Below are 19,082 nucleotides of genomic sequence, written 5' to 3' on the forward strand. Positions count from 1 at the left end.
CTAGCCCCGGATCCGCAGGCCGCGCGGGGTCGCGACGAAGCCGGCGGACTCCAGCGCTGCGACGAGCGGCCCGCCGAGCACGGCCGACCCGTCGGCGCGCTCGACGGTGATGCGGCCGAGCGCCCCCTCGCGCACCGCGAGCGCGAGCGCGTCGACGGCGGGCTGCAGCAGGGCCGGGTCCTCGGACCACGTCAGCAGCGAGCGCCCGCCCCGCTCCACATAGAGCACCAGCTCGCCGTCCACGGTCGCGACCAGGGCGCCCGCCTTGCGGCCGGGCTTGTGGCCGGCCGCGGTCTCCCCGGGCCGGTCGGGCCACGCCAGCGCGCCGCCGTAGGGGTTGGCCGGGTCGGCAGCCGCGAGGACGAGCGCCTGTGGGCCGTCCGCCGCCGGCTGCCCGGGGCGTACGCCCACCGCCCCCCAGCCGGTCGCCGCCGCGCCCGCCTCCCGCCGCTCGGCCGCAGACTGCAACGCACGCATACGGTCGACCGCTCCGGGCAGCGCGAACTGCGCCGCTCCCAGTCCTTCGACGAAGTAGCCGCGACGACAGCGCCCGGCCTCCTCGTAGGCGGAGAGCACCCGGTAAGCCGCGGCGAACCCGCCCTCGGCCCGCTCGGCGGCCACGGCCCCGCGCACCACGACGCCGTAGCGCTCGAGCAGCAGGTCGGCCGTCGCGGTCGCCCGCCGGGTCGGGTCGGCCTCGCGCGCGGGCAGCACGGACCAGCGGCCTGCGGTCTGCGGCGGGCCGCCGCGGGTCGGCATCGCCGGACGGGCCCGGCCGTAGCGGCTGCGGGCCGGCGCCTTGCGGGCCCGGCGCGCACCACCGCCGCCGCCGCCGAGCAGCGTGCGGAGCGGGGCGAGCGTGTCGTTGGTGACCGCGCCGGCCCACACGAGGTCCCAGAGCGCTGCGGCGAGGGCCGGATCGTCGGTCGAGCCGACGGCGTCGGACAGCTGGCGGAAGAACCAGCCGCCGCCGCGCGACAGCGCGTCCAGCACAGCCTCGTGCACGGGCGTCGAGGCTGCCTCGTCGGGCACGGGGGCGAGCGTCAGCGGCGCGTTGTCCGCGAGGTGCAGCGAGACCCATCCGTCCCCGCCGGGCAGCGAGCCGGCGCCCGACCACAGCACCTCGCCACTGGCGCACAGCTCGTCGAGCAGCGCGGGGGAGTAGCCCGCGACCCGGGCCGGCAGGACCAGCGTCTCCAGGGCCGAGGCGGGCAGCGCCGCCCCCTGCAACTGCTCCACGACGGTCAGCAGCCCGTCCGCCCCCCGGAGCGGGGAGCCGATGTTCTGCCAGGCCGGCAGGAAGCGGGCCAGAGCGCGGGTGGGGACCGGCTCGACCTCCTTGCGCAGCGCGGCGAGCGACCGCCGGCGCAGGGTGCGCAGCACCTCGGCGTCGACCCACTCGGTCCCGGTGGCGCCGGGGCGGAACTCGCCCTCGAGCACCCTGCCCGCGGCGGCCAGCCGACGCAGCGCGTCGGCGACCACGGCGGGCCCGAGCCCGAAGCGGCCGGCGACGTCTGACGCCGGGAACGGGCCGTGGGTTCGGGCGTAGCGGGCCACGAGGTCGCCCAGAGGGTCGCGGACCGGCTCGAGGAAGGCCTCGGGCACCCCGACGGGCAGCGGGGCGCCGAGGGCGTCGCGCAATCGGCCGGCGTCCTCGATCGCGGCCCAGTGCTCGGCACCCGCGATGCGGACGCGGATGACCCGGCGCCGACCCTCCAGCTCCACCAGCCACGCGGGGTCGACGCCGCGCTCGGCGGCCTCGACGGTCTGCAGCGGGCCGAGCAGGCGGAGCAGGTCGGCCGTCCCTTCGAGGTCGCGCGCCCGGCGGTCCTCGGTCAGCCGCTGCAGCTCACGGTCGAGGGTGTCCACGACGTCGGCGTCGAGCAGCTCGCGCAGCTCCGCGGCCCCGAGCAGCTCGGCGAGCAGGGACTGGTCGAGCGAGAGGGCCTGCGCCCTGCGCTCGGCGAGCGGGGAGTCGCCTTCGTAGAGGTACTGCGCCACATAGCCGAAGAGCAGCGACCGTGCGAAGGGCGAGGGCGCCGGGGTCTCGACCTCGACGACGCGGATCTGGCGCGCCTCGATGCCGCGCATCAGCTCGACCAGGCCGGGCACGTCGAACACGTCCTGCAGGCACTCGCGCACCGCTTCGAGCACGATCGGGAACGAGCCGTACTGGCTGGCGACGGAGAGCAGCTGCGCGGAGCGCTGTCGCTGCGCCCACAGCGGCGTACGCCGCCCCGGGTCCCGGCGCGGGAGCAGCAGCGCCCGGGCGGCGCACTCGCGGAACCGCGCAGCGAAGAGGGCGGACCCGCCGACCTCCGCGGTGACGACGGGCTCGACCTCGTCCGGCGCGAGGACCGCCGCCTCCGCTCCGGCGGGCGGCGCGCTGCGCGACAGGCTCTCGTCGTCGAGCAGGCTGCCCGGCAGCACGTCCATGTCGGGCAGCCGCAGCACGATGCCGTCGTCCGCGTGCATGACCTGCACGTCCACCCCGTGCCGCTCCCGCATCCGCGCGGCGAGGGCCAGCGCCCACGGCGCGTGCACCTGCGCACCGAACGGGGAGTGGATGCAGACCCGCCAGTCGCCGAGCTCGTCGCGGAACCGCTCGACCACGATCGTGCGGTCGTCGGGCACGTGCCCCGTGGCCTGGCGCTGCTCCTCGAGGTAGGCGAGCAAATTCGTGGCCGCGAGCTCGTCCAGGCCGGCGGCCGCGACCCGGGCGCGCGCGGCCTCGGCGTCCAGCCGGCCCACCTCGCGGATGAAGGTCCCGATGCCACGCCCCAGCTCGAGGGGGCGCCCGATCGAGTCGCCGTGCCAGAAGGGCAGCCGCCCGGGCTGGCCGGGGGCGGGGGAGACGAGCACCCGGTCGTGCGTGATGTCCTCGATGCGCCAGCTGCTGGACCCCAGGGTGAACACGTCGCCGACCCGCGACTCGTAGACCATCTCCTCGTCCAGCTCGCCCACGCGGCGCGCCGGCCCCTCGCCGGCCGCGAGGAAGACCCCGAACAACCCGCGGTCCGGGATCGTGCCGCCGCTCGTGACCGCGAGCCGCTGGGCGCCGGGCCGCCCGGCGACGGTCCCCGCCGTCCGATCCCAGACCACGCGAGGGCGCAGCTCGGCGAACTCGTCGCTGGGATAGCGCCCGGACAGCATGTCCAGCACGGCGTCGAACGCGGACGCCGGCAGCTCGGCGAAGGGTGCGGCACGGCGTACGAGGTCGAGCAGGTCCCCGACGTGCCACGTGTCGAGCGCGCACATCGCGACGATCTGCTGGGCGAGCACGTCGAGCGGGTTGCGCGGGATGCGCAGCGCCTCGATGGCGCCGGCCCCCATGCGCTCGGCGACGACGGCCGTCTGCACCAGGTCACCGCGGTACTTCGGGAAGATCACGCCCTTGCTGACCGCGCCCACCTGGTGGCCCGCACGCCCCACCCGCTGCATGCCGCTGGCGACCGACGGCGGCGACTCCACCTGCACGACGAGGTCGACGGCGCCCATGTCGATGCCGAGCTCGAGGCTGCTCGTCGCGACGACGGCAGGCAGCCGCCCCTCCTTGAGCGCCTCCTCAGTCAGCGCCCGCTGCTCGCGGCTCACCGACCCGTGATGGGCCCGGGCGATCTCGGTGCCGGCGGGCGCGCCGCGGGAGGCGCCCGCATTGGCCATGACCTCGGCCGGCCGCAGCTCGCCCGAGGCGGGCAGGTCCTCGCCGGACGCCCGCTCCCACGCGATCTCGTTGAGCCGAGCCGTGAGGCGCTCCGCGAGCCGGCGCGAGTTCGCGAAGACGATCGTCGAGCGGTGGGCCTGGACGAGGTCGACGATCCGCTCCTCGACGTGCGGCCAGATCGACGCCCTGCGCTCGGCGCCCGCAGCGGACCCCGAGTGCTCCTGCACGGTCTCGGACAGGTCGGCCATGTCCTCGACGGGCACGACGACGTCCAGCTCGATCTGCTTGGCGCTCGCCGGGCGCACCACCGTGGGCGTGCGGCGGCCGCCGAGGAACCGGGCCACCTCCTCGATCGGCCGGACGGTCGCGGACAGGCCGACCCGCTGCGCGGGGCGCTCGAGCATCGCGTCGAGCCGCTCGAGCGACAGGGCCAGGTGGGCCCCGCGCTTCGTGCCGGCGACGGCGTGCACCTCGTCGACGATGACGCTCTCGACGCCGGCGAGGGCTTCGCGCGCCCGGCTGGTCAGGATGAGGAAGAGCGACTCGGGCGTGGTGATGAGGATGTCGGGCGGGCGCCGGCCGAAGGCCCGGCGCTCCTCGGCCGGGGTGTCCCCGGAGCGCACGCCCACCCGGATGTCCGGCTCCGGCAGCCCGAGCCGGACGGCGGCCTGCCGGATGCCCGTGAGCGGCGCGCGCAGGTTGCGCTCGACGTCCACCGCCAGCGCCTTGAGCGGCGAGACGTAGAGCACCCGGCACCGCTTGAGCGGCTCGTCCGGGACGGGGGACGCCGCGATGCGGTCCAGGGACCACAGGAACGCCGCGAGGGTCTTGCCGGACCCGGTGGGTGCGACCACGAGCGCGTCCTGGCCCCCGCTGACCGCGTCCCAGGCCCCGGCCTGGGCGGCCGTGGGCGCCTCGAAGGCGCCCGTGAACCACGAGCGCGTGGCCGCGGAGAACCGGCCGAGCACGTCCTCCGGCGACTCGGCCGCCGCCTGCTTCGCGCTCACCCGCGCCTCGCTTCCGTGGTCACCCCGTCAGCATGCCGCGCGGCACCGACATCGGCCCGTCGTGCACAGGCGGAGGCGCTCCGGCTTCGCCCTCGGCGCAGCCTGTGGACGAGGCGTCGGACGCGGGCGGTGCGCGCTCGCCGCGCGGCCGGGCATGCTGGACGGGTGCGGATGACGGAGTTCCGGGAACGGATGGTCGAGGCGTTCGGGGCGGCGCAGGCGAGCTGGATCGCGCGCGACCACGTCTTCGCCGGCCTCGGGCAGCGCACCGTCGACGAGGCGCTGGAGCGGGGCACGGACGCCAAGGACGTGTGGCGCGTCGTGCACACCGAGATGCGGCTCCCGCCGCGGCTGCGCTGAGGCGCGCGTGCACCTCGAGCTCGTCGCCGTGCTCGTGTACGACTACGACGAGGCGATCGCGTTCTTCGTCGGCGTGCTCGGCTTCGAGCTGGCCGAGGACTCGCCGGCGACGACGAACGACGGCCGCCCCAAGCGCTGGGTCGTCGTACGCCCGCCCGGCGCCGCGACCGGCATCCTGCTCGCGCGGCGGACGGCGCGGCCCAGGCCGCGGGGGTGGGCGAGCAGTTCTCCGGGAGGGGCGGCCTCTTCCTGCGCGTCGACGACTTCGACGCCGCCTACGACCGGATGACCGCGGCGGGCGTCGAGTTCGTCACCGCTCCGCGGGCGGAGGCGTACGGGCGGGTGGCCGTCTTCCGGGATGTGAGCGGGAACCGGTGGGACCTGCTCGGCCCGGCCTGACCCGAGCGACGCGCTTCGACCCCGGGGGCGGCGTCCGGCGCACGCGTCAGCCGACCTGGGCCGCAGCCTCCTCACGCTCCGACGCCCCGTCGAGGTGGAGCTGCATGAAGACGTCGGCCCGGGCGTACGGCATGTGGACCGTGTCCGCCGGCACGTGGGCGAAGCCGAACGACTCGTAGAGGTGCACCGCCGGGGCGAGCTTCGTCGAGCTGCCGAGGAACAGCGACGTGGCCCCGAGGGCACGTGCCCGTTCGATGGCCGCCGCGATGATGCCGCGCCCGATGCCCCGGCCGCGCAGGCCGGGGGAGACCGCCATCTTCGACAGCTCGTAGACGCCGTCGTCCGTGGGGCGCAGGGCGACGCAGCCCACGACCGTGCCGTCGATCTCGGCGACGAGGATCTCGCCGCCCGGGTCGACGATCACGCCGAACGGGTCGTCGAGCTGGCGCCGGTCCTCGGGCTCGAGCGTGAAGTAGCGGGTGATCCATTCCTCGTTGAGGGTGCGGAACGCCTGTGCGTCCTCCGGGGTCTGCAGCGGGCGGATCGTGAGCTCCATGGCTCCATTCCACGTCGCCTCGGACTGCACGTCCAGGATCTCGTTCGTCTGGACTGAGAGGCTGTGGCTATGGATGTGGAGCTGCGGCACCTGCGCTACTTCGTCGCCGTCGCGGAGGAGCTGCACTTCGGGCGCGCGGCGCAGCGTCTGCACATGGCCCAGCCGCCGCTGTCGCAGGCGGTGCGCCAGCTGGAGGAGGCCGTCGGGTGCGCGCTGCTGTCGCGCACCTCGCGGTCCGTGCGGCTCACGCCGGCCGGGGAGGCGTTCCTCGACCGTGCCCGGCGGACGCTGCACAACGTTGCGCGCGACGTGCACGAGGCGCGCAGCATCGGGCGTGGGGAGGCCGGCGTGCTGAACGTCGGATACGTGGGGTCGGTGATGATGACGCTGCTGCCCGACGTCCTGCGTCGGCACCTCGACGAGTTCCCCGGCGTCCAACTGCGCCTGCACGAGTCCTTCACATCCCGGGTGGTCGAGGGCCTGCTCGACGGGAGCGTCGACGCGGGCGTGGTGCGCGACGCGGAGCCGGTGGCCGGGCTGGAGGCCTCACCGCTGCTGACCGAGCGCTTCGTCGCGGTGGTGCCTGCGGCCCACCCTGCGGCCGGCGGGAGCTCTGCCTCGGTCCTCGAGCTGCGGGACGACCCGTTCGTCTCCCCGCCGCGCAGCGCCGGCCCGCGGGCCTACGAGAAGCCGATGAGCATCTGCGAGGAGCACGGCTTCCGGCCCGCGGTCGCCCACGAGGCGACCCACTGGCTGACGATCCTGCGCCTCGTGGGCGCCGGGCTCGGGGTGACGATCGCGCCGGAGTGCGTCCGGACGATCGCGTCGCCGGAGGTGCGCTGCCTGGACCTGCCCGGGACCCGGGTGCGCAGCGAGGTGGAGCTCGTGCACCGCGAGGGCGAGCCGCGGCCCATGGTCGCGGCCTTCGAGCGAGTGGCCCGCGCCCAGGCGCAGGCGCATGCGCACGCGCAGGCTCGCCGCGACGCATGAGCGCCGGGTGCGCCTCCCGGCGTGTCGGCGTGGCGATCGAACACGTGTTCGGGTTCACTGGACGCAGCTCGGGCACCCCGCTCGGGCGCGGCTTGTCCGGCCGTGCGGCCGGCACCCACAGCCGGCCGTCCACAGCGGGGCGCCGGAGCACGGTCTGTCCACAGCTCGCGCTCGCTCCGCCTGCGTTGTCGGTGGTCGGCCCTAGCGTCTGGAGACGTGGCTAAGACGATGGCTCGACCCGGGAGGACCCCCATGGCACCAGCAGCAGACCGCGGCGCCGACCGCGGCAAGGCACTCGACGCGGCGCTCGGCCAGATCGAGCGCCAGTTCGGCAAGGGCTCGGTCATGCGCCTGGGCGAGGAGGGGCGCGCTCCCGTCGAGGTCGTCCCCACCGGCGCCATCAGCCTCGACGTCGCGCTCGGCATCGGCGGCCTGCCCCGTGGGCGCATCGTCGAGGTCTACGGCCCGGAGTCCTCGGGCAAGACGACCGTCGCCCTGCACGCCGTGGCCAACGCCCAGCGGGCCGGCGGCATCGCGGCGTTCATCGACGCCGAGCACGCGCTCGACCCGGAGTACGCGAAGAAGCTCGGCGTGGACACGGACGCGCTGCTGGTGTCCCAGCCGGACACCGGCGAGCAGGCGCTCGAGATCGCCGACATGCTCGTGCGCTCCGGTGCGCTCGACATCATCGTCATCGACTCGGTCGCCGCCCTCGTGCCGCGCGCCGAGATCGAGGGCGAGATGGGCGACTCGCACGTCGGCCTGCAGGCCCGCCTCATGAGCCAGGCGCTGCGCAAGATCACCGGCGCGCTCAACTCGACGGGCACGACGGCCATCTTCATCAACCAGCTGCGCGAGAAGATCGGCGTCTTCTTCGGCAGCCCGGAGACGACGACCGGTGGCAAGGCCCTCAAGTTCTACGCCTCGATCCGGCTGGACGTGCGCCGCATCGAGACGCTGAAGGACGGCGCCGAGCCGGTCGGCAACCGCACCCGCGTCAAGGTCGTCAAGAACAAGATGGCCCCGCCGTTCAAGCAGGCCGAGTTCGACATCCTCTACGGCATCGGCATCAGCCGCGAGGGCGGCCTCATCGACATGGGCGTCGAGCACGGCTTCGTCCGCAAGTCCGGCGCTTGGTACACCTACGAGGGCGACCAGCTCGGCCAGGGCAAGGAAAACGCACGCGCGTTCCTGCGGGACAACCCCGACCTCGCCGACGAGATCGAGAAGAAGATCAAGGAGAAGCTCGGCGTCGGGCCGCGCGTTGACGCGCCCGCCGAGACCGAGGTGCCCGAGGTCGACTTCTGACCACGCCGCGCATGTCCCAGCGTCGCCGTCGGGGCGGGGGCCGGCACCAGCAGGAGCCGGCTCACGACTCCCCGGCAGCGGCGGGGCCTGCCGCCGACCCGCTGGCCGTCGCGCGCAAGATCGTGCTCGATCAGCTGGCCGCCGCTCCGCGGACCAGGGCCCAGCTCGAGGCCGCGCTCGCCAAGCGGGACGTCCCCGAGGAGGCTGGGCGGGCGGTGCTCGACCGGTTCACCGAGCTCGGCTACATCGACGACGCCGCCTTCGCCCGGTCCTGGGTGGCGAGCCGCTCGGCCGGGCGGGGGCTGGGCCGGCGGGCGCTGGCGCAGGAGCTGCGCACCCGTGGCGTCGCGGCCGAGACCGTCGCGGCCACCCTCGACGACCTCGACCCGACTGCCTCCGAGCAGGCGGTCCGCCGGCTGGTCGCCCGCAAGCTCGCCGGCACACGTGGCCTCGACCCTGCGGTCCGGCTGCGCCGGGTCGCGGGGATGCTCGCTCGCAAGGGCCATGCGCCGGGAGCGGCTCTGCAGTTCGCCCGCGAAGGGCTGGCGGCCGAGGGCGCCGAGCCGGCGGACGACGACGCTCCCTCCGCCGTCGAGGACTGACCGAGCGCTCGCTGCGGCGGGCCCACGCCGCCTCGTCCCGACTCCACCGGTACGTCCGCGCACCGCCGCTGCCTGCCGCCGCAGCGCCGCGTGGCCTCGCCGTCGCTCTGCGGCGCGGCCGGTCCTACCGCAACCTTTCCGTGACCCGGCGTACGGTGGTCCTCCACGCTGGCCGCCGGGGCCACCAGGACGGGGGAGGGGCTGTGGCGGACAGCGACCTCGCGGTCGGCGTCTACGCCGCGCTGACCCTTGCCGCGCTGGTCGCCCTGGCCGTGCTCGTCCTGCGCGGACGGGCGGCCGACCGCAGCGCGGCGCACCTGCTCGCGGACGCCCAGGCCGAGGCCGACCGGCTCCGGGCCCGGGCGGAGGCCGACCTCGCGGCCAAGCTCGCGCTGGCCGAGACCGCAGCCGTCGCCGCGGCCCGCGACCGCGAGGCGACCGAGGAGCACGCCCGGACGACCCGTGAGGACCTGCGGCGCCAGCGCGACGACCTCGAGCGCCGTGCCGAACGGCTCGACGAGCGCGAGGAGCGGCTCGAGCGGGCCGTGACCGCGATCGAGTCCCGCGAGCAGGCGCTGCGCACGCTCGAGGCGGAGCTGGCCGCCCGCGAGGAGTCGTTGCGCGACGTGGCGGAGGAGCGGATGCGCATCCTCGAGCGGGCCGCCGGGCTGACCGCCGAGCAGGCCCGCCAGGAGATCCTCGCCGGGGTCGAGCAGCGGGCCAAGCGGGACGCCGTCATCCGGGTGCGTGAGATCGAGCGCGTGGCCCAGGAGGAGGGGGAGGCTCGCGCCCGCGAGGTGGTGACCTCCGCGATCCAGCGGGTGGCCACCGAGCAGACCGCCGAGGCCGTGGTCACCGTGCTGCACCTGCCGAGCGACGACATGAAGGGCCGGATCATCGGCCGAGAGGGCCGCAACATCAGGGCCTTCGAGGCCGCGACGGGTGTCAACCTCATCGTCGACGACACCCCAGAGGCCGTGCTGCTCTCCAGCTTCGACCCGGTGCGCCGCGAGGTGGCGCGCACTGCGCTCGAGGCGCTGGTGCTCGACGGCCGCATCCAGCCGCACCGCATCGAGGAGTCGGTCGACAAGGCCCAGCGCGAGGTGGACGACCGTTGCCTGCGTGCGGCCGAGGACGCGGTCGTCTCGGTCGGCATCCACGACCTGCACCCCGAGCTCGTCACGCTGCTGGGGCGCCTGCACTACCGCACGTCCTACGGGCAGAACGTCCTCAAGCACCTCGTGGAGAGCGCTCACCTGGCCGGGCTGATGGCCGCCGAGCTCGGCCTGGACCCGATGCTGCTGCGGCGGTCGGCCTTCCTGCACGACATCGGCAAGGCGCTCACCCACGAGAGCCTGGGCAGCCACGCGCTCGTCGGTGCGGACCTGGCCCGCAAGTACGGCGAGGACCCCGACGTCGTCCACGCCATCGAGGCCCACCACAACGAGGTCGAGCCGCGCACGGTCGAGGCCGTGCTCGTGCAGGCGGCCGATGCGGTCAGCGGCGGGCGCCCGGGCGCGCGGCGCGAGCCGCTGGACGCCTACGTCAAGCGCATGGAGCGGCTGGAGGAGATCGCCTCCAGCCGCGACGGCGTCGACAAGGTCTTCGCGATGCAGGCCGGCCGCGAGCTGCGGGTCATGGTCCTGCCGGACAAGATCGACGACATCCAGGCCCAGATCCTCGCCCGGGAGATCGCCAAGCAGATCGAGGACGAGCTGACCTATCCGGGCCAGATCCGCGTCGTCGTCGTCCGGGAGAGCCGCTCCACCGAGGTCGCTCGCTGACGACGGCGCTCCGCCACGAGGGCGCGGTGCCCCGGCCGCGCTGAACGACGTCCCCGAAGGGTCGACCGTGGCCGGGGGACGCACGCGCGCCCGGCTCCGGCTCGCGCAGGCGGCCCGCCCACGACAACGCCCCCACGCCCGATCGGGCGTGGGGGCGTCGCGGAGCGCGAAGCGGGTCAGGCGCCGGCGTCCGGCTCCCCGGCCCCCATCTGCACGTTGCGGTCGGCCGTGCGTCGCCGCCCACGCTCCCGGTTGCGCCGCTCGAGCCACGTCGCCACGAGCGACAGCGCCAGGCAGATCACGATGTAGATCGCGCCCACAACGATCGCGACCGGGATGGTCGGGAACTCGAACTCGCCGTAGCTCGCCAGCTGCCGCGCCTCCGTGAGCAGCTCCCGGTAGGTGATGAGGAAGCCCAGCGCGGTGTCCTTGAGCAGCACGACGAGCTGGCTGATGATCGCCGGCAGCATGGCGCGGACCGCCTGCGGCAGCAGGATCATCCGCAGCACCTGGGACTTGCGCAGCCCGATCGCGTACGCCGCCTCGGACTGCCCGCGCGGCACCGCCGCGATGCCGGCCCGGAAGACCTCAGCGAGCACGGAGCCGTTGTAGATCGTCAGGGCGATGACGACGGACCAGAAGGTCGAGGCGGAGCCGGCGTTGGCGAGCGTGCCGTAGTAGATCAGAAAGATCATGACCACCACGGGCAGCGCGCGGAAGAGCTCGACGACGAGGCCGGCGGGCACGCGTACCCAGGCCCGGTCGGACAGCCGGGCGAAGGCGAAGAGGACCCCGAAGGCGAGGGCGAGCACGGCACCGGTCGCTGCGGCCTTCAGCGTGTTGCCGAGCCCGCTGAGCAGGGTCCGTTGAACCTGCTCGTACTGGAAGATCGACCACTTGCGGCCGGAGAACTGCCCGGTGTCGTAGAACTTCCAGACGACGTAGGCGAGCACGGCCACCACGGCGAGCGTGGTGAGCAGCCCGTAGAGGCGGTAGCGGTTGCGGGCCCTCGGCCCGGCCGCGTCGTACAGGACGGTGCTCATCGGGACCTCACGACCGCACGCTCGAGCCGACGTTGCGTCAGTGACAGCGGGAGCACGACGATCACGAAGCCGACGGCCACCCAGATCATCGCGTCGAAAGCGGGATAGCCGCGCTCGTTGAGCGTCGCCCCGATCGCGCCCGCCTCCATGACGCCGAAGCCCGAGGCGATGGTCGTGTTCTTCGCGAGGGCGATGATCACGCTCATCACCGGGGGGACCGCGGCGCGGAGCGCCTGCGGCAGCACGACCTGCGTGAGCGTCTGACCAAACGTCATGCCGATCGCACGGGCGGCCTCGGCCTGGCCCACGTGAACGGTGTTGATGCCTGAGCGCACCGCCTCGCAGACGAAGGCGGAGGTGTAGGCGGAGAGCGCAACGACCGCGAAGGCGAAGTAGCTGAAGCGGATGTCGAGCCGGGGGAAGCCGAACGCGACGAAGAAGAAGACGAACGTGAGCGGGGTGTTGCGCAGCAGCGTGACGTACGCGGTCCCGGCGGTCCGCAGCGCGGGGACCGGCGAGACCCGCATCGCGCCCAAGAGCGTCCCGGCGACCAGCGAGATGGCGCCGGACACGATCAGGAGCAGGACCGTGGTGCGGAACGCCTCGACGAACAGGTCCCAGTTGTCAGTAAGGGTCTCGAGCACCGGCGACTCCTCTCTCGCGAATCGAGGGGCGAAGCGTCCTACGGGGAAGCCCGCTTCGCGGCAGCGGGCGGGCCCACTTCCTGAAGGAAGTGGGCCCGCCCGTGGGTCGGCTTACGTCAGTAGCGCTCGAGCGGCGGCGGCGTGGCCGTGGAGCCAGACTGGCCGAGCGTGGCGTCGTAGATGCGCTGCCACTCCCCGCTGGTCTCCATCTCCTCGATCACGTCGTTCACCTTGTCGCGCAGGACCTTGTCGTCCTTGGGCAGCCCGACGCCGTACTTCTCCTCGCTGAACGGCTTGCCGACGACCTTGAGCTCGTCCGGCTGCTGCGCCGCGTAGCCGAGCAGGATCGCGTCGTCGGTCGTGATCGCGTCGACCTGTCCGCTCAGCATCTGGTCGACGCACTGCGAGTACTTCTGGAACTCGATCGTCTTGGCGCCCTTGTACTCGTCCCGGATGCGCTGCAGCGGCGTGGAGCCGGTGACGGAGCAGACGGTCTTGCCGTCCAGGGTGTCCGGGCCGGTGATGGAGTTGTCGTCCTTGCGCACCAGCAGGTCCTGGCCGGCGATGAAGTACGGGCCGGCGAAGGAGACCTGCTCCTTGCGCTTGTCCGTGATCGAGTAGGTGCCGACGTAGTAGTCGATCTGCCCACCCTGGATCGCGGTCTCGCGGTTGGCCGAGGGGACCGCCTTGAACTCGATCTTGTCCTCGCCGAAGCCGAGCTTCGAGGCGATGTACTTGGCGACCGAGATGTCGAAGCCGGAGTACTCACCGGTCGTCGGGTCCTTGTAGCCGAGGTTCGGCTGGTCCTCCTTGACCCCGATGACGACACTGCCGCGCGACGTCATCTTGTCGAACGTGGGGGAGCCCTCGAGGGTGACGCCGGTGGCCGCGGAGGGGGCGGGCGCCGCGCCGGCGTCCTCCTCCTCGGAGTCCTTGCCGCAGGCGGACAGGGCCAGCGCTCCCGCGATGGCCAGGACGGCCATTCTGCGCATTCGCATGTGTGGTGCCTCCTTCGTCGAGGCGGGCGGGTGCCCGCCGGCGAGGGTCAGTGAGTGAGGATCTTGGAGAGGAAGTCGCGGGCGCGGTCCGACCGCGGTGACGTGAAGAACTGTTCCGGCGGTGCTTCCTCGACGATGCGCCCGGCGTCCATGAAGACGACGCGGTTGGCCGCCCGGCGAGCGAAGCCCATCTCGTGCGTGACGACGATCATGGTCATGCCTTCGCGGGCCAGGCTCGTCATGACGTCCAGGACCTCGTTGACCATCTCGGGGTCCAGTGCGGAGGTGGGCTCGTCGAAGAGCATCACCTTCGGCTCCATGGCCAGGGCCCGCGCGATCGCGACACGTTGTTGTTGACCGCCGGACAGCTGCGCCGGATACTTCTCGGCCTGGTCGGCGACGCCGACGCGCGCCAGCAGCTCGCGTCCGCGCCGCTCGGCCTCCTCCGCCTTGCGTCGCCGCACCTTGACCGGTCCCAACGTGACGTTCTGCAGGACGGTCTTGTGCGGGAAGAGGTTGAAGGACTGGAAGACCATCCCGACGTCGCTGCGCAGCCGTGCGAGCTCGCGCCCCTCCTGAGGCAGCGGCTGGCCGTCGACCTCGATGGCGCCCTCGTCGATGGGCTCGAGCCGGTTGATGGTGCGGCAGAGCGTCGACTTGCCGGACCCGGACGGCCCGATGACGACGACGACCTCGCCGCGCTGCACGGTCAGCTCGATGTCCTTGAGGACGTGGAGCGCCCCGAAGTGCTTCTGCACCCCGCGCAGGGTCACCAGGGCCTCGCCCGTCGGCGCCTTCTGCAGCGTCGTCATCGCCCGGTGCTTTGTCGGCTCAGCATGCTGACGGACGCTAAGCCCGGCTATACGCTCCTGTCACCTGTTTGAGCCGAACTTGAGGTGGCGTGTTGCGGGTGCTCGTGGTGGAGGACGACGACCGGGTCGCCGGTGCCCTCTGCACCGTCCTGACCAGGCACGGGTTCGTCGTCCGGCGGGCGTGCAACGGCGAGCAGGCGTTGAGCGCGGGCACCGACACCGATGTCGTGCTCCTCGACCTCGGCCTGCCCGACGTGGACGGCTTCGAGGTGGGGGAGCGCCTCCGCCATCTCAGCGACGTCCCCATCATCATGGTGACGGCCCGGTCGGAGATCGCGGACCGGCTGCGCGGGCTCTCCGTGGGCGCGGACGACTACCTGTCCAAGCCGTACGACCTGCGCGAGCTCATCGCCCGGATCCACGCGGTCACCCGGCGGGCCTCGCACGCAGCGGTCCCGGCCCAGCGGACAGGCTCGGTGACCTTCGCCGGCGGCATCGTGCTGGACTTCGACACGCGCACCGTGCGTGTGGAGGGGCGCGAGGTCCTGCTGACGCGCAAGGAGTTCGAGGTGCTCGCCGTGCTCGCCCGCAGCCCCGGCATCGCGGTGCGGCGCGAGCAGTTGATGGGCGCGGTCTGGAACACCAGCTGGAAGGGCACCGAGCGCACGCTCGAGGTGCACGTCGCCTCCCTACGCGCGAAGCTCGGCGTCCCGGAGGCCATCGTCACGGTGCGTGGCGTCGGCTACCGCGTCCTCGCCTAGCCAGGCCGAGCTGTGCGCGCCCGGCTCCTCGCGGTCCTGCTGGCCCTGCTGGCCGGGGCGCTCGTCATCCCCTGCGTCGCGCTCGGGCGCAGCCTGGCTCACAACGCGCTGCAGGCCGTCTTCCTCGACCGGTCCTACGACGTCGCGCGCGTCGTCAGCCTGGCGCGCGAGGCGCGTACGCCCGCGGACGCCCAGGCGCTCGCCGCCGACCTCGCGCGCTACGAGCAGGTCTACTCGGGGACGATCGCCGTGGTCGACCCCGACGGGCAGGTCGCCATCGGGTCGGCCCCGGGCAGCCGGGTCGACCCCGCGGTGGTCGGGCCGGCGCTCGACGCGGCGCTGACTGGGCGCTCGTCGTCCGGGGTGGGGTTCCGCTGGCCCTGGGACGACCGCCCGGTCGTGGTGGCGGCGCCGGTGATGGACGCGGGCGACACCGTGGGCGCGGTGGTCGTGGTCGCGCCGACCGACCGCGCCGACGCAGCGGTGCTGCGCTCGTGGGCGGCGCTCGCGGCGGGCGCGCTGGCGGCGCTCGTCGTCGCGGTCGGGCTCGCGCTCGGCGCGGCGCGCTGGGTGCTGCGCCCCGTGGACGAGCTGGACGGCGTCGCCCACGCGATCGCGAAGGGCCGGTTGGACGCCCGGACGCCGGCCGATGACGGCCCGCCCGAGCTGCGCCGGCTGGCCGCCGCGTTCAACGAGATGGCCGACCACGTCGAGGCCTTCGTCGAGCAGCAGCGGGCGTTCGTCGCGGACGCCTCCCACCAGCTGCGCAACCCGCTCAGCGCGCTGCTGCTGCGCATCGAGGGGCTCGGGCTCGAGCTGCCGGAGGACAGCCAGGAGGACCTCGAGCAGGCGCGCGACGAGGGCCGCCGCCTCACCGCGCTGCTCGACGACCTGCTCGCGCTCGCCCGGGCCGAGCGCGCCGTCGCGGCTCCCGAGCTCGTCGCCCTCGGCCCGCTCGTGGCCCGGCGGGCCGACAGCTGGCAGGTGGTCGCGGTCGGGCGCGGGCTCCGGCTCGGGGTCGAGGCGCACGGCGACGCGTACGCCGTGCTGGACCCGGCGGCGTTCGCGAGCGCCCTGGACGCGGTCGTGGACAACGCGCTGAAGTTCACCCCCACCGGCCGCGCGGTCACGCTGCGCGTCGGCCAGCTGGGCGGGCGGGCGGAGGTCGCCGTGCTCGACGAGGGGCCGGGGCTGGCGCCCGAGGAGGTGGCGCGGGCGACGGACCGCTTCTGGCGCAGCCCGGGCCACCAGAACGTCCCGGGCTCCGGGCTGGGCCTGGCGATCGCGCGTGCGCTGCTGGAGCGCTCCGGCGCCCGGCTGTCGGTCGCGAACCGGCCCGAGGGCGGGCTCGTGGTGACGCTGGACGCTCCGGCCACGGCTCTGCCGGTGCAGGAGCTGCCGGTGCAGCCCTCGCCCGCGAAGGCCCGCGAGCCGGCGGCACGGGTCAGGCCTTGACCCGCCGGTAGTAGCGCTCCGCCCCGGCGTGCAGCGGCACGGGCTCGGTGAAGATGGCGGCGCTGCGGTCGAGCCGGGCGGCGAGCGGCACCGACCGGGCGAGCTCGTCGCGGAAGTCGAACAGCAGCCGGGTGAGCGCCTCGACGAGCGCGGCCGGTGCGTCGCGGCGGGTGAGCAGGTAGTTCGCGATCGCGATGGTGTCGACCGGCTCCACGCCTTGGTAGCTGCCGGTCGGCATCCGGGCCGTGCGGTAGGACGCGCCGAAGCGCGCGCGCAGCCGCTCGGCGGCGTCGCCGAGCGGCAGCAGCCGGATGGGGACGGCCGCCGCGAGCTCGGTGACGCCGGCGCTCGGCAGGCCACCGGACCAGAAGAACCCGTCGAGCTCGCCGGCGCGCAGCGCGTCGGCGGAGTCGCTGAGGCTCAGGTGGCGCTCACGGACGTCGCTGCGCGTCATCCCGGCCGCGGCGAGGACACGGTCGGCGACCACCTCCGTGCCGGACCCGGGAGAGCCGAGCGAGACGCGCAGGCCGCGCAGCCCGCGCAGGTCGCGAGCGGGCGAGGTGGCCGGCACGACGAGGTGGACGTAGTCGTCGTAGATCCGGCCCAGCGCCTGCAACGGGAGCGGCTCGGTGAACGGCGGGCGGCCGCGTACGGCATCTGCGGCGACGTCCGAGGCGCTGAACGCGACGGTGAACCGGCCGGCGGCCAGGCCGCGGATGTTCTCCACGGACCCGGTCGTGGGCTGGACGCGCGCGGACACCCCGTCCAGCTCGGACCCCGCCAGAGCGGCCATCGCGCGGCCGTACTCGAAGTAGACGCCCTTGTTGCCGCCGGTCGCGAGCACGACGGTGCCGGTGGCATCGGGGGCGGACGGCGGGGCGAGCAGCCGCACCGCGACCGCGAGCAGCGCGACCGGCAGCAGCAGGGTGGCCGTACGCCCCGGGTGGCGCCGCAGCGCGTGCCCCGCGCGCGCGGCGGCCCGGCGCAGCGCCGGGACCCGCCGTACGTCGCCCTGCGGCACCGTCGCGTTCGGCACGTGTCGGATCCTCCCGCTCCCATGCTCAGGCTTTGCTCAGATTCGTTGGTGCCCGGATATGTCACGTCTAGCGTCCCGCCCAACTTCTCGCCGCGGGGCGCCTTCGTGTCCCACGGCTGAAGTCGACCGAGGGCGCCGCTGCCGCTGGAAGCCGCAGCGGCGCCGTCATGTCGGTGCCATCGTGCCCTGCTCCGTCGATCGTCCGTGCCGTCGTCCACAGCACTTGTCCTCCGGAGGAACCGTGCGAGTACGTGCCCTAGCCGTCCCTGCCCTCGCCACCGCCCTGGCCGCCTCGGTCAGCACCGGCGTCGCCTACGGCGTCCGCAGCGCCGACGCCCCGGCCCCCGCCTTCAGCGTCCCGTCCCTCGCCGCCCAGTACCCGACACCGTTCGAGGCGAACGGCGCGACCAACTGGACGACCCTCGCCGAGGAGCAGACGTTCCTCTCCGCTCTCGACGCGGCCAGCCCGCGCACGAGCATCAGCCAGGTCGGCACGACCAAGCAGGGCCGGCCGATCCAGCTCGTGCAGATCCAGGGCACGCCGAAGAACAGCAGCATGAAGGACCACGCCACGGTCCTGTTCACCTGTCTGCAGCACGGCAACGAGCCCGCTGCCCGCGAGGGCTGCCTGGTGAAGCTGCGCGACCTCGCGCTGGCCGACGACCCCGCCGTCGTGAAGATGCTGCAGGACGTGACGGTGCTCTTCGTCCCGACGGTCAACCCGGACGGCCGCGCCGCCAACACGCGCGCCAACTCCGACGGGATCGACATCAACCGTGACCACCTCGAGCTGGAGAGCATCGAGGCCCAGACCGTCGCGAAGCTGTTCCGCGAGCGCAAGCCCGACATCGTCCACGACACCCACGAGTACTCGAGCGCGCCGCGTACCGACATCACGTACATGTGGCCGCGCAACCGCAACGTGCACGATGCCGTCCACGACCTCGCGTACGAGCTGAACGTCGACTGGGTCGCGCCCAGCGTCGAGGCCGGCGGGTTCACCACGAACCAGTACGGCATCACCGTGAAGAACGGCAAGCAGGTCGCGCAGAGCGCCGGCGACGGTGACGAGCGCATCCTGCGGAACGCGACGGGCCTGCATCACGCGCTGGGCATCCTGGTGGAGTCCTACACCGCGAACCAGAACGCGGCGGAGCAGGCCGACCCGAGCCTGAACCGCAAGCGCCGGGTGGAGACGCAGGCGAGGGCCATCGACGGGACGCTCGCCATGGTCGCCAAGAACCGCACCCGGCGTGACATCACCGCGGCCACGGACCTCTCCCGCGCCACCGCAGCAACGCGCTGGGCGAGCAACATCGATGCCTTCGCCTTCGCCGGTGCCGACAACGAGCTGCCGGCGACGAACGAGATCGCCCTCACCCCGCCCTGCGCCTATACCCTGACCGCGGCGCAGCTCGCCGAGGTGGGGGCCCTGCTGGAGCGGCACGGCGTCGCCGTGACCCCGCTGGAGAACGGCGGTGCCCGGGTCTCGATGGGCCAGGAGTCCGCGCCGGTCATCCCGCTGCTGCTCGACTCCCGGGCGCTGTACTCGCCGGTCAACGCGACGGCGACGACCACCTGCACCACGTCCTGACCGGACCCGCACAGGCCTCGGGGCCGGGCGCGCCGTGCTGGCGCTCCCGGCCCCGAGCCGTGTCACGAC

General features: G+C 73.9%; 14 protein-coding genes and 2 pseudogenes. 9 read left to right on the forward strand and 7 right to left on the reverse strand.

Annotation, left to right across the window (positions count from 1 at the left end; all coding sequences use genetic code 11):
- Entirely contained in the window at positions 1-4,671 is a 4,671-nt protein-coding gene (locus tag G9H71_RS07430; RefSeq protein WP_166280259.1) for an ATP-dependent helicase, read from the reverse strand.
- A gap of 171 nt (positions 4,672-4,842) precedes the next feature.
- On the opposite strand from G9H71_RS07430, the gene G9H71_RS07435 reads away from it, so the two are divergent.
- Together G9H71_RS07435 and G9H71_RS24970 are read left to right on the forward strand one after the other, a co-directional pair.
- On the forward strand, positions 4,843-5,031 hold the full coding sequence (locus tag G9H71_RS07435) for a DUF3046 domain-containing protein (protein ID WP_196791843.1): 189 nt from the start codon (positions 4,843-4,845) through the stop codon (positions 5,029-5,031).
- Between the two features lie 73 nt (positions 5,032-5,104).
- A pseudogene (locus tag G9H71_RS24970) lies at positions 5,105-5,430 on the forward strand (VOC family protein).
- A 46-nt stretch (positions 5,431-5,476) separates the two neighbouring features.
- Here the strand turns inward: G9H71_RS24970 and G9H71_RS07445 are convergent.
- Positions 5,477-5,986: a GNAT family N-acetyltransferase gene (locus G9H71_RS07445; protein ID WP_166280263.1), complete on the reverse strand. Its 510-nt coding sequence runs from the start codon at positions 5,984-5,986 to the stop codon at positions 5,477-5,479.
- A gap of 69 nt (positions 5,987-6,055) precedes the next feature.
- Here G9H71_RS07445 and G9H71_RS07450 point away from each other — a divergent pair, with 69 nt between their 5' ends.
- From G9H71_RS07450 to rny, 4 genes and pseudogenes are all read left to right on the forward strand, one after another.
- Complete coding sequence (locus G9H71_RS07450) at positions 6,056-6,976, forward strand: LysR family transcriptional regulator (RefSeq protein ID WP_166280265.1); 921 nt, start codon at positions 6,056-6,058, stop codon at positions 6,974-6,976.
- A gap of 252 nt (positions 6,977-7,228) precedes the next feature.
- Positions 7,229-8,257 (forward strand): annotated as a pseudogene (gene recA, locus G9H71_RS07455) (recombinase RecA); the annotation flags it as partial.
- Between the two features lie 38 nt (positions 8,258-8,295).
- On the forward strand, positions 8,296-8,886 hold the full coding sequence (locus G9H71_RS07460) for a regulatory protein RecX (RefSeq protein ID WP_166280594.1): 591 nt from the start codon (positions 8,296-8,298) through the stop codon (positions 8,884-8,886).
- A gap of 203 nt (positions 8,887-9,089) precedes the next feature.
- Positions 9,090-10,670: a ribonuclease Y gene (rny, locus tag G9H71_RS07465; protein WP_331272811.1), complete on the forward strand. Its 1,581-nt coding sequence runs from the start codon at positions 9,090-9,092 to the stop codon at positions 10,668-10,670.
- A gap of 176 nt (positions 10,671-10,846) precedes the next feature.
- Here the strand turns inward: rny and G9H71_RS07470 are convergent, their stop codons facing one another.
- The 4 genes from G9H71_RS07470 to G9H71_RS07485 form a co-directional block, all read right to left on the reverse strand.
- Positions 10,847-11,713, reverse strand: a complete 867-nt coding sequence (locus G9H71_RS07470; RefSeq protein ID WP_166280269.1) for an amino acid ABC transporter permease — start codon at positions 11,711-11,713, stop codon at positions 10,847-10,849.
- Complete coding sequence (locus G9H71_RS07475; protein WP_166280271.1) at positions 11,710-12,357, reverse strand: amino acid ABC transporter permease; 648 nt, start codon at positions 12,355-12,357, stop codon at positions 11,710-11,712. Before G9H71_RS07475 ends, G9H71_RS07470 begins: the two co-directional genes overlap by 4 nt.
- Positions 12,358-12,473: 116 nt before the next feature.
- Positions 12,474-13,355 carry a glutamate ABC transporter substrate-binding protein gene (locus G9H71_RS07480; RefSeq protein ID WP_166280273.1) on the reverse strand — a complete coding sequence of 294 codons (882 nt, stop codon included), beginning with the start codon at positions 13,353-13,355 and terminating at the stop codon, positions 12,474-12,476.
- A 47-nt stretch (positions 13,356-13,402) separates the two neighbouring features.
- Positions 13,403-14,167 carry an amino acid ABC transporter ATP-binding protein gene (locus tag G9H71_RS07485; RefSeq protein ID WP_166280275.1) on the reverse strand — a complete coding sequence of 255 codons (765 nt, stop codon included), beginning with the start codon at positions 14,165-14,167 and terminating at the stop codon, positions 13,403-13,405.
- Between the two features lie 92 nt (positions 14,168-14,259).
- Between G9H71_RS07485 and G9H71_RS07490 the strand changes: the two genes are divergently transcribed.
- Positions 14,260-14,928 (forward strand): response regulator transcription factor, encoded by a 669-nt coding sequence (locus tag G9H71_RS07490; RefSeq protein ID WP_166280598.1) that lies wholly within the window; start codon positions 14,260-14,262, stop codon positions 14,926-14,928.
- 12 nt (positions 14,929-14,940) lie between these two features.
- The gene (locus G9H71_RS07495; protein WP_166280277.1) at positions 14,941-16,383 is read left to right on the forward strand and encodes a sensor histidine kinase; all 1,443 of its coding nucleotides are present in this window, start codon (positions 14,941-14,943) and stop codon (positions 16,381-16,383) included.
- Here G9H71_RS07495 and G9H71_RS07500 read toward each other — a convergent pair.
- The gene (locus G9H71_RS07500; protein WP_166280279.1) at positions 16,373-17,419 is read right to left on the reverse strand and encodes a TAXI family TRAP transporter solute-binding subunit; all 1,047 of its coding nucleotides are present in this window, start codon (positions 17,417-17,419) and stop codon (positions 16,373-16,375) included. The two genes, G9H71_RS07495 and G9H71_RS07500, sit on opposite strands and share 11 nt — an antisense overlap.
- A 241-nt stretch (positions 17,420-17,660) precedes the next feature.
- On the opposite strand from G9H71_RS07500, the gene G9H71_RS07505 reads away from it, so the two are divergent.
- Positions 17,661-19,013 carry a M14 family metallopeptidase gene (locus G9H71_RS07505; protein ID WP_166280280.1) on the forward strand — a complete coding sequence of 451 codons (1,353 nt, stop codon included), beginning with the start codon at positions 17,661-17,663 and terminating at the stop codon, positions 19,011-19,013.
- Positions 19,014-19,082: the final 69 nt, after the last annotated feature.

This window comes from Motilibacter deserti (assembly GCF_011250635.1).
Lineage (GTDB): Bacteria > Actinomycetota > Actinomycetes > Motilibacterales > Motilibacteraceae > Motilibacter_A > Motilibacter_A deserti.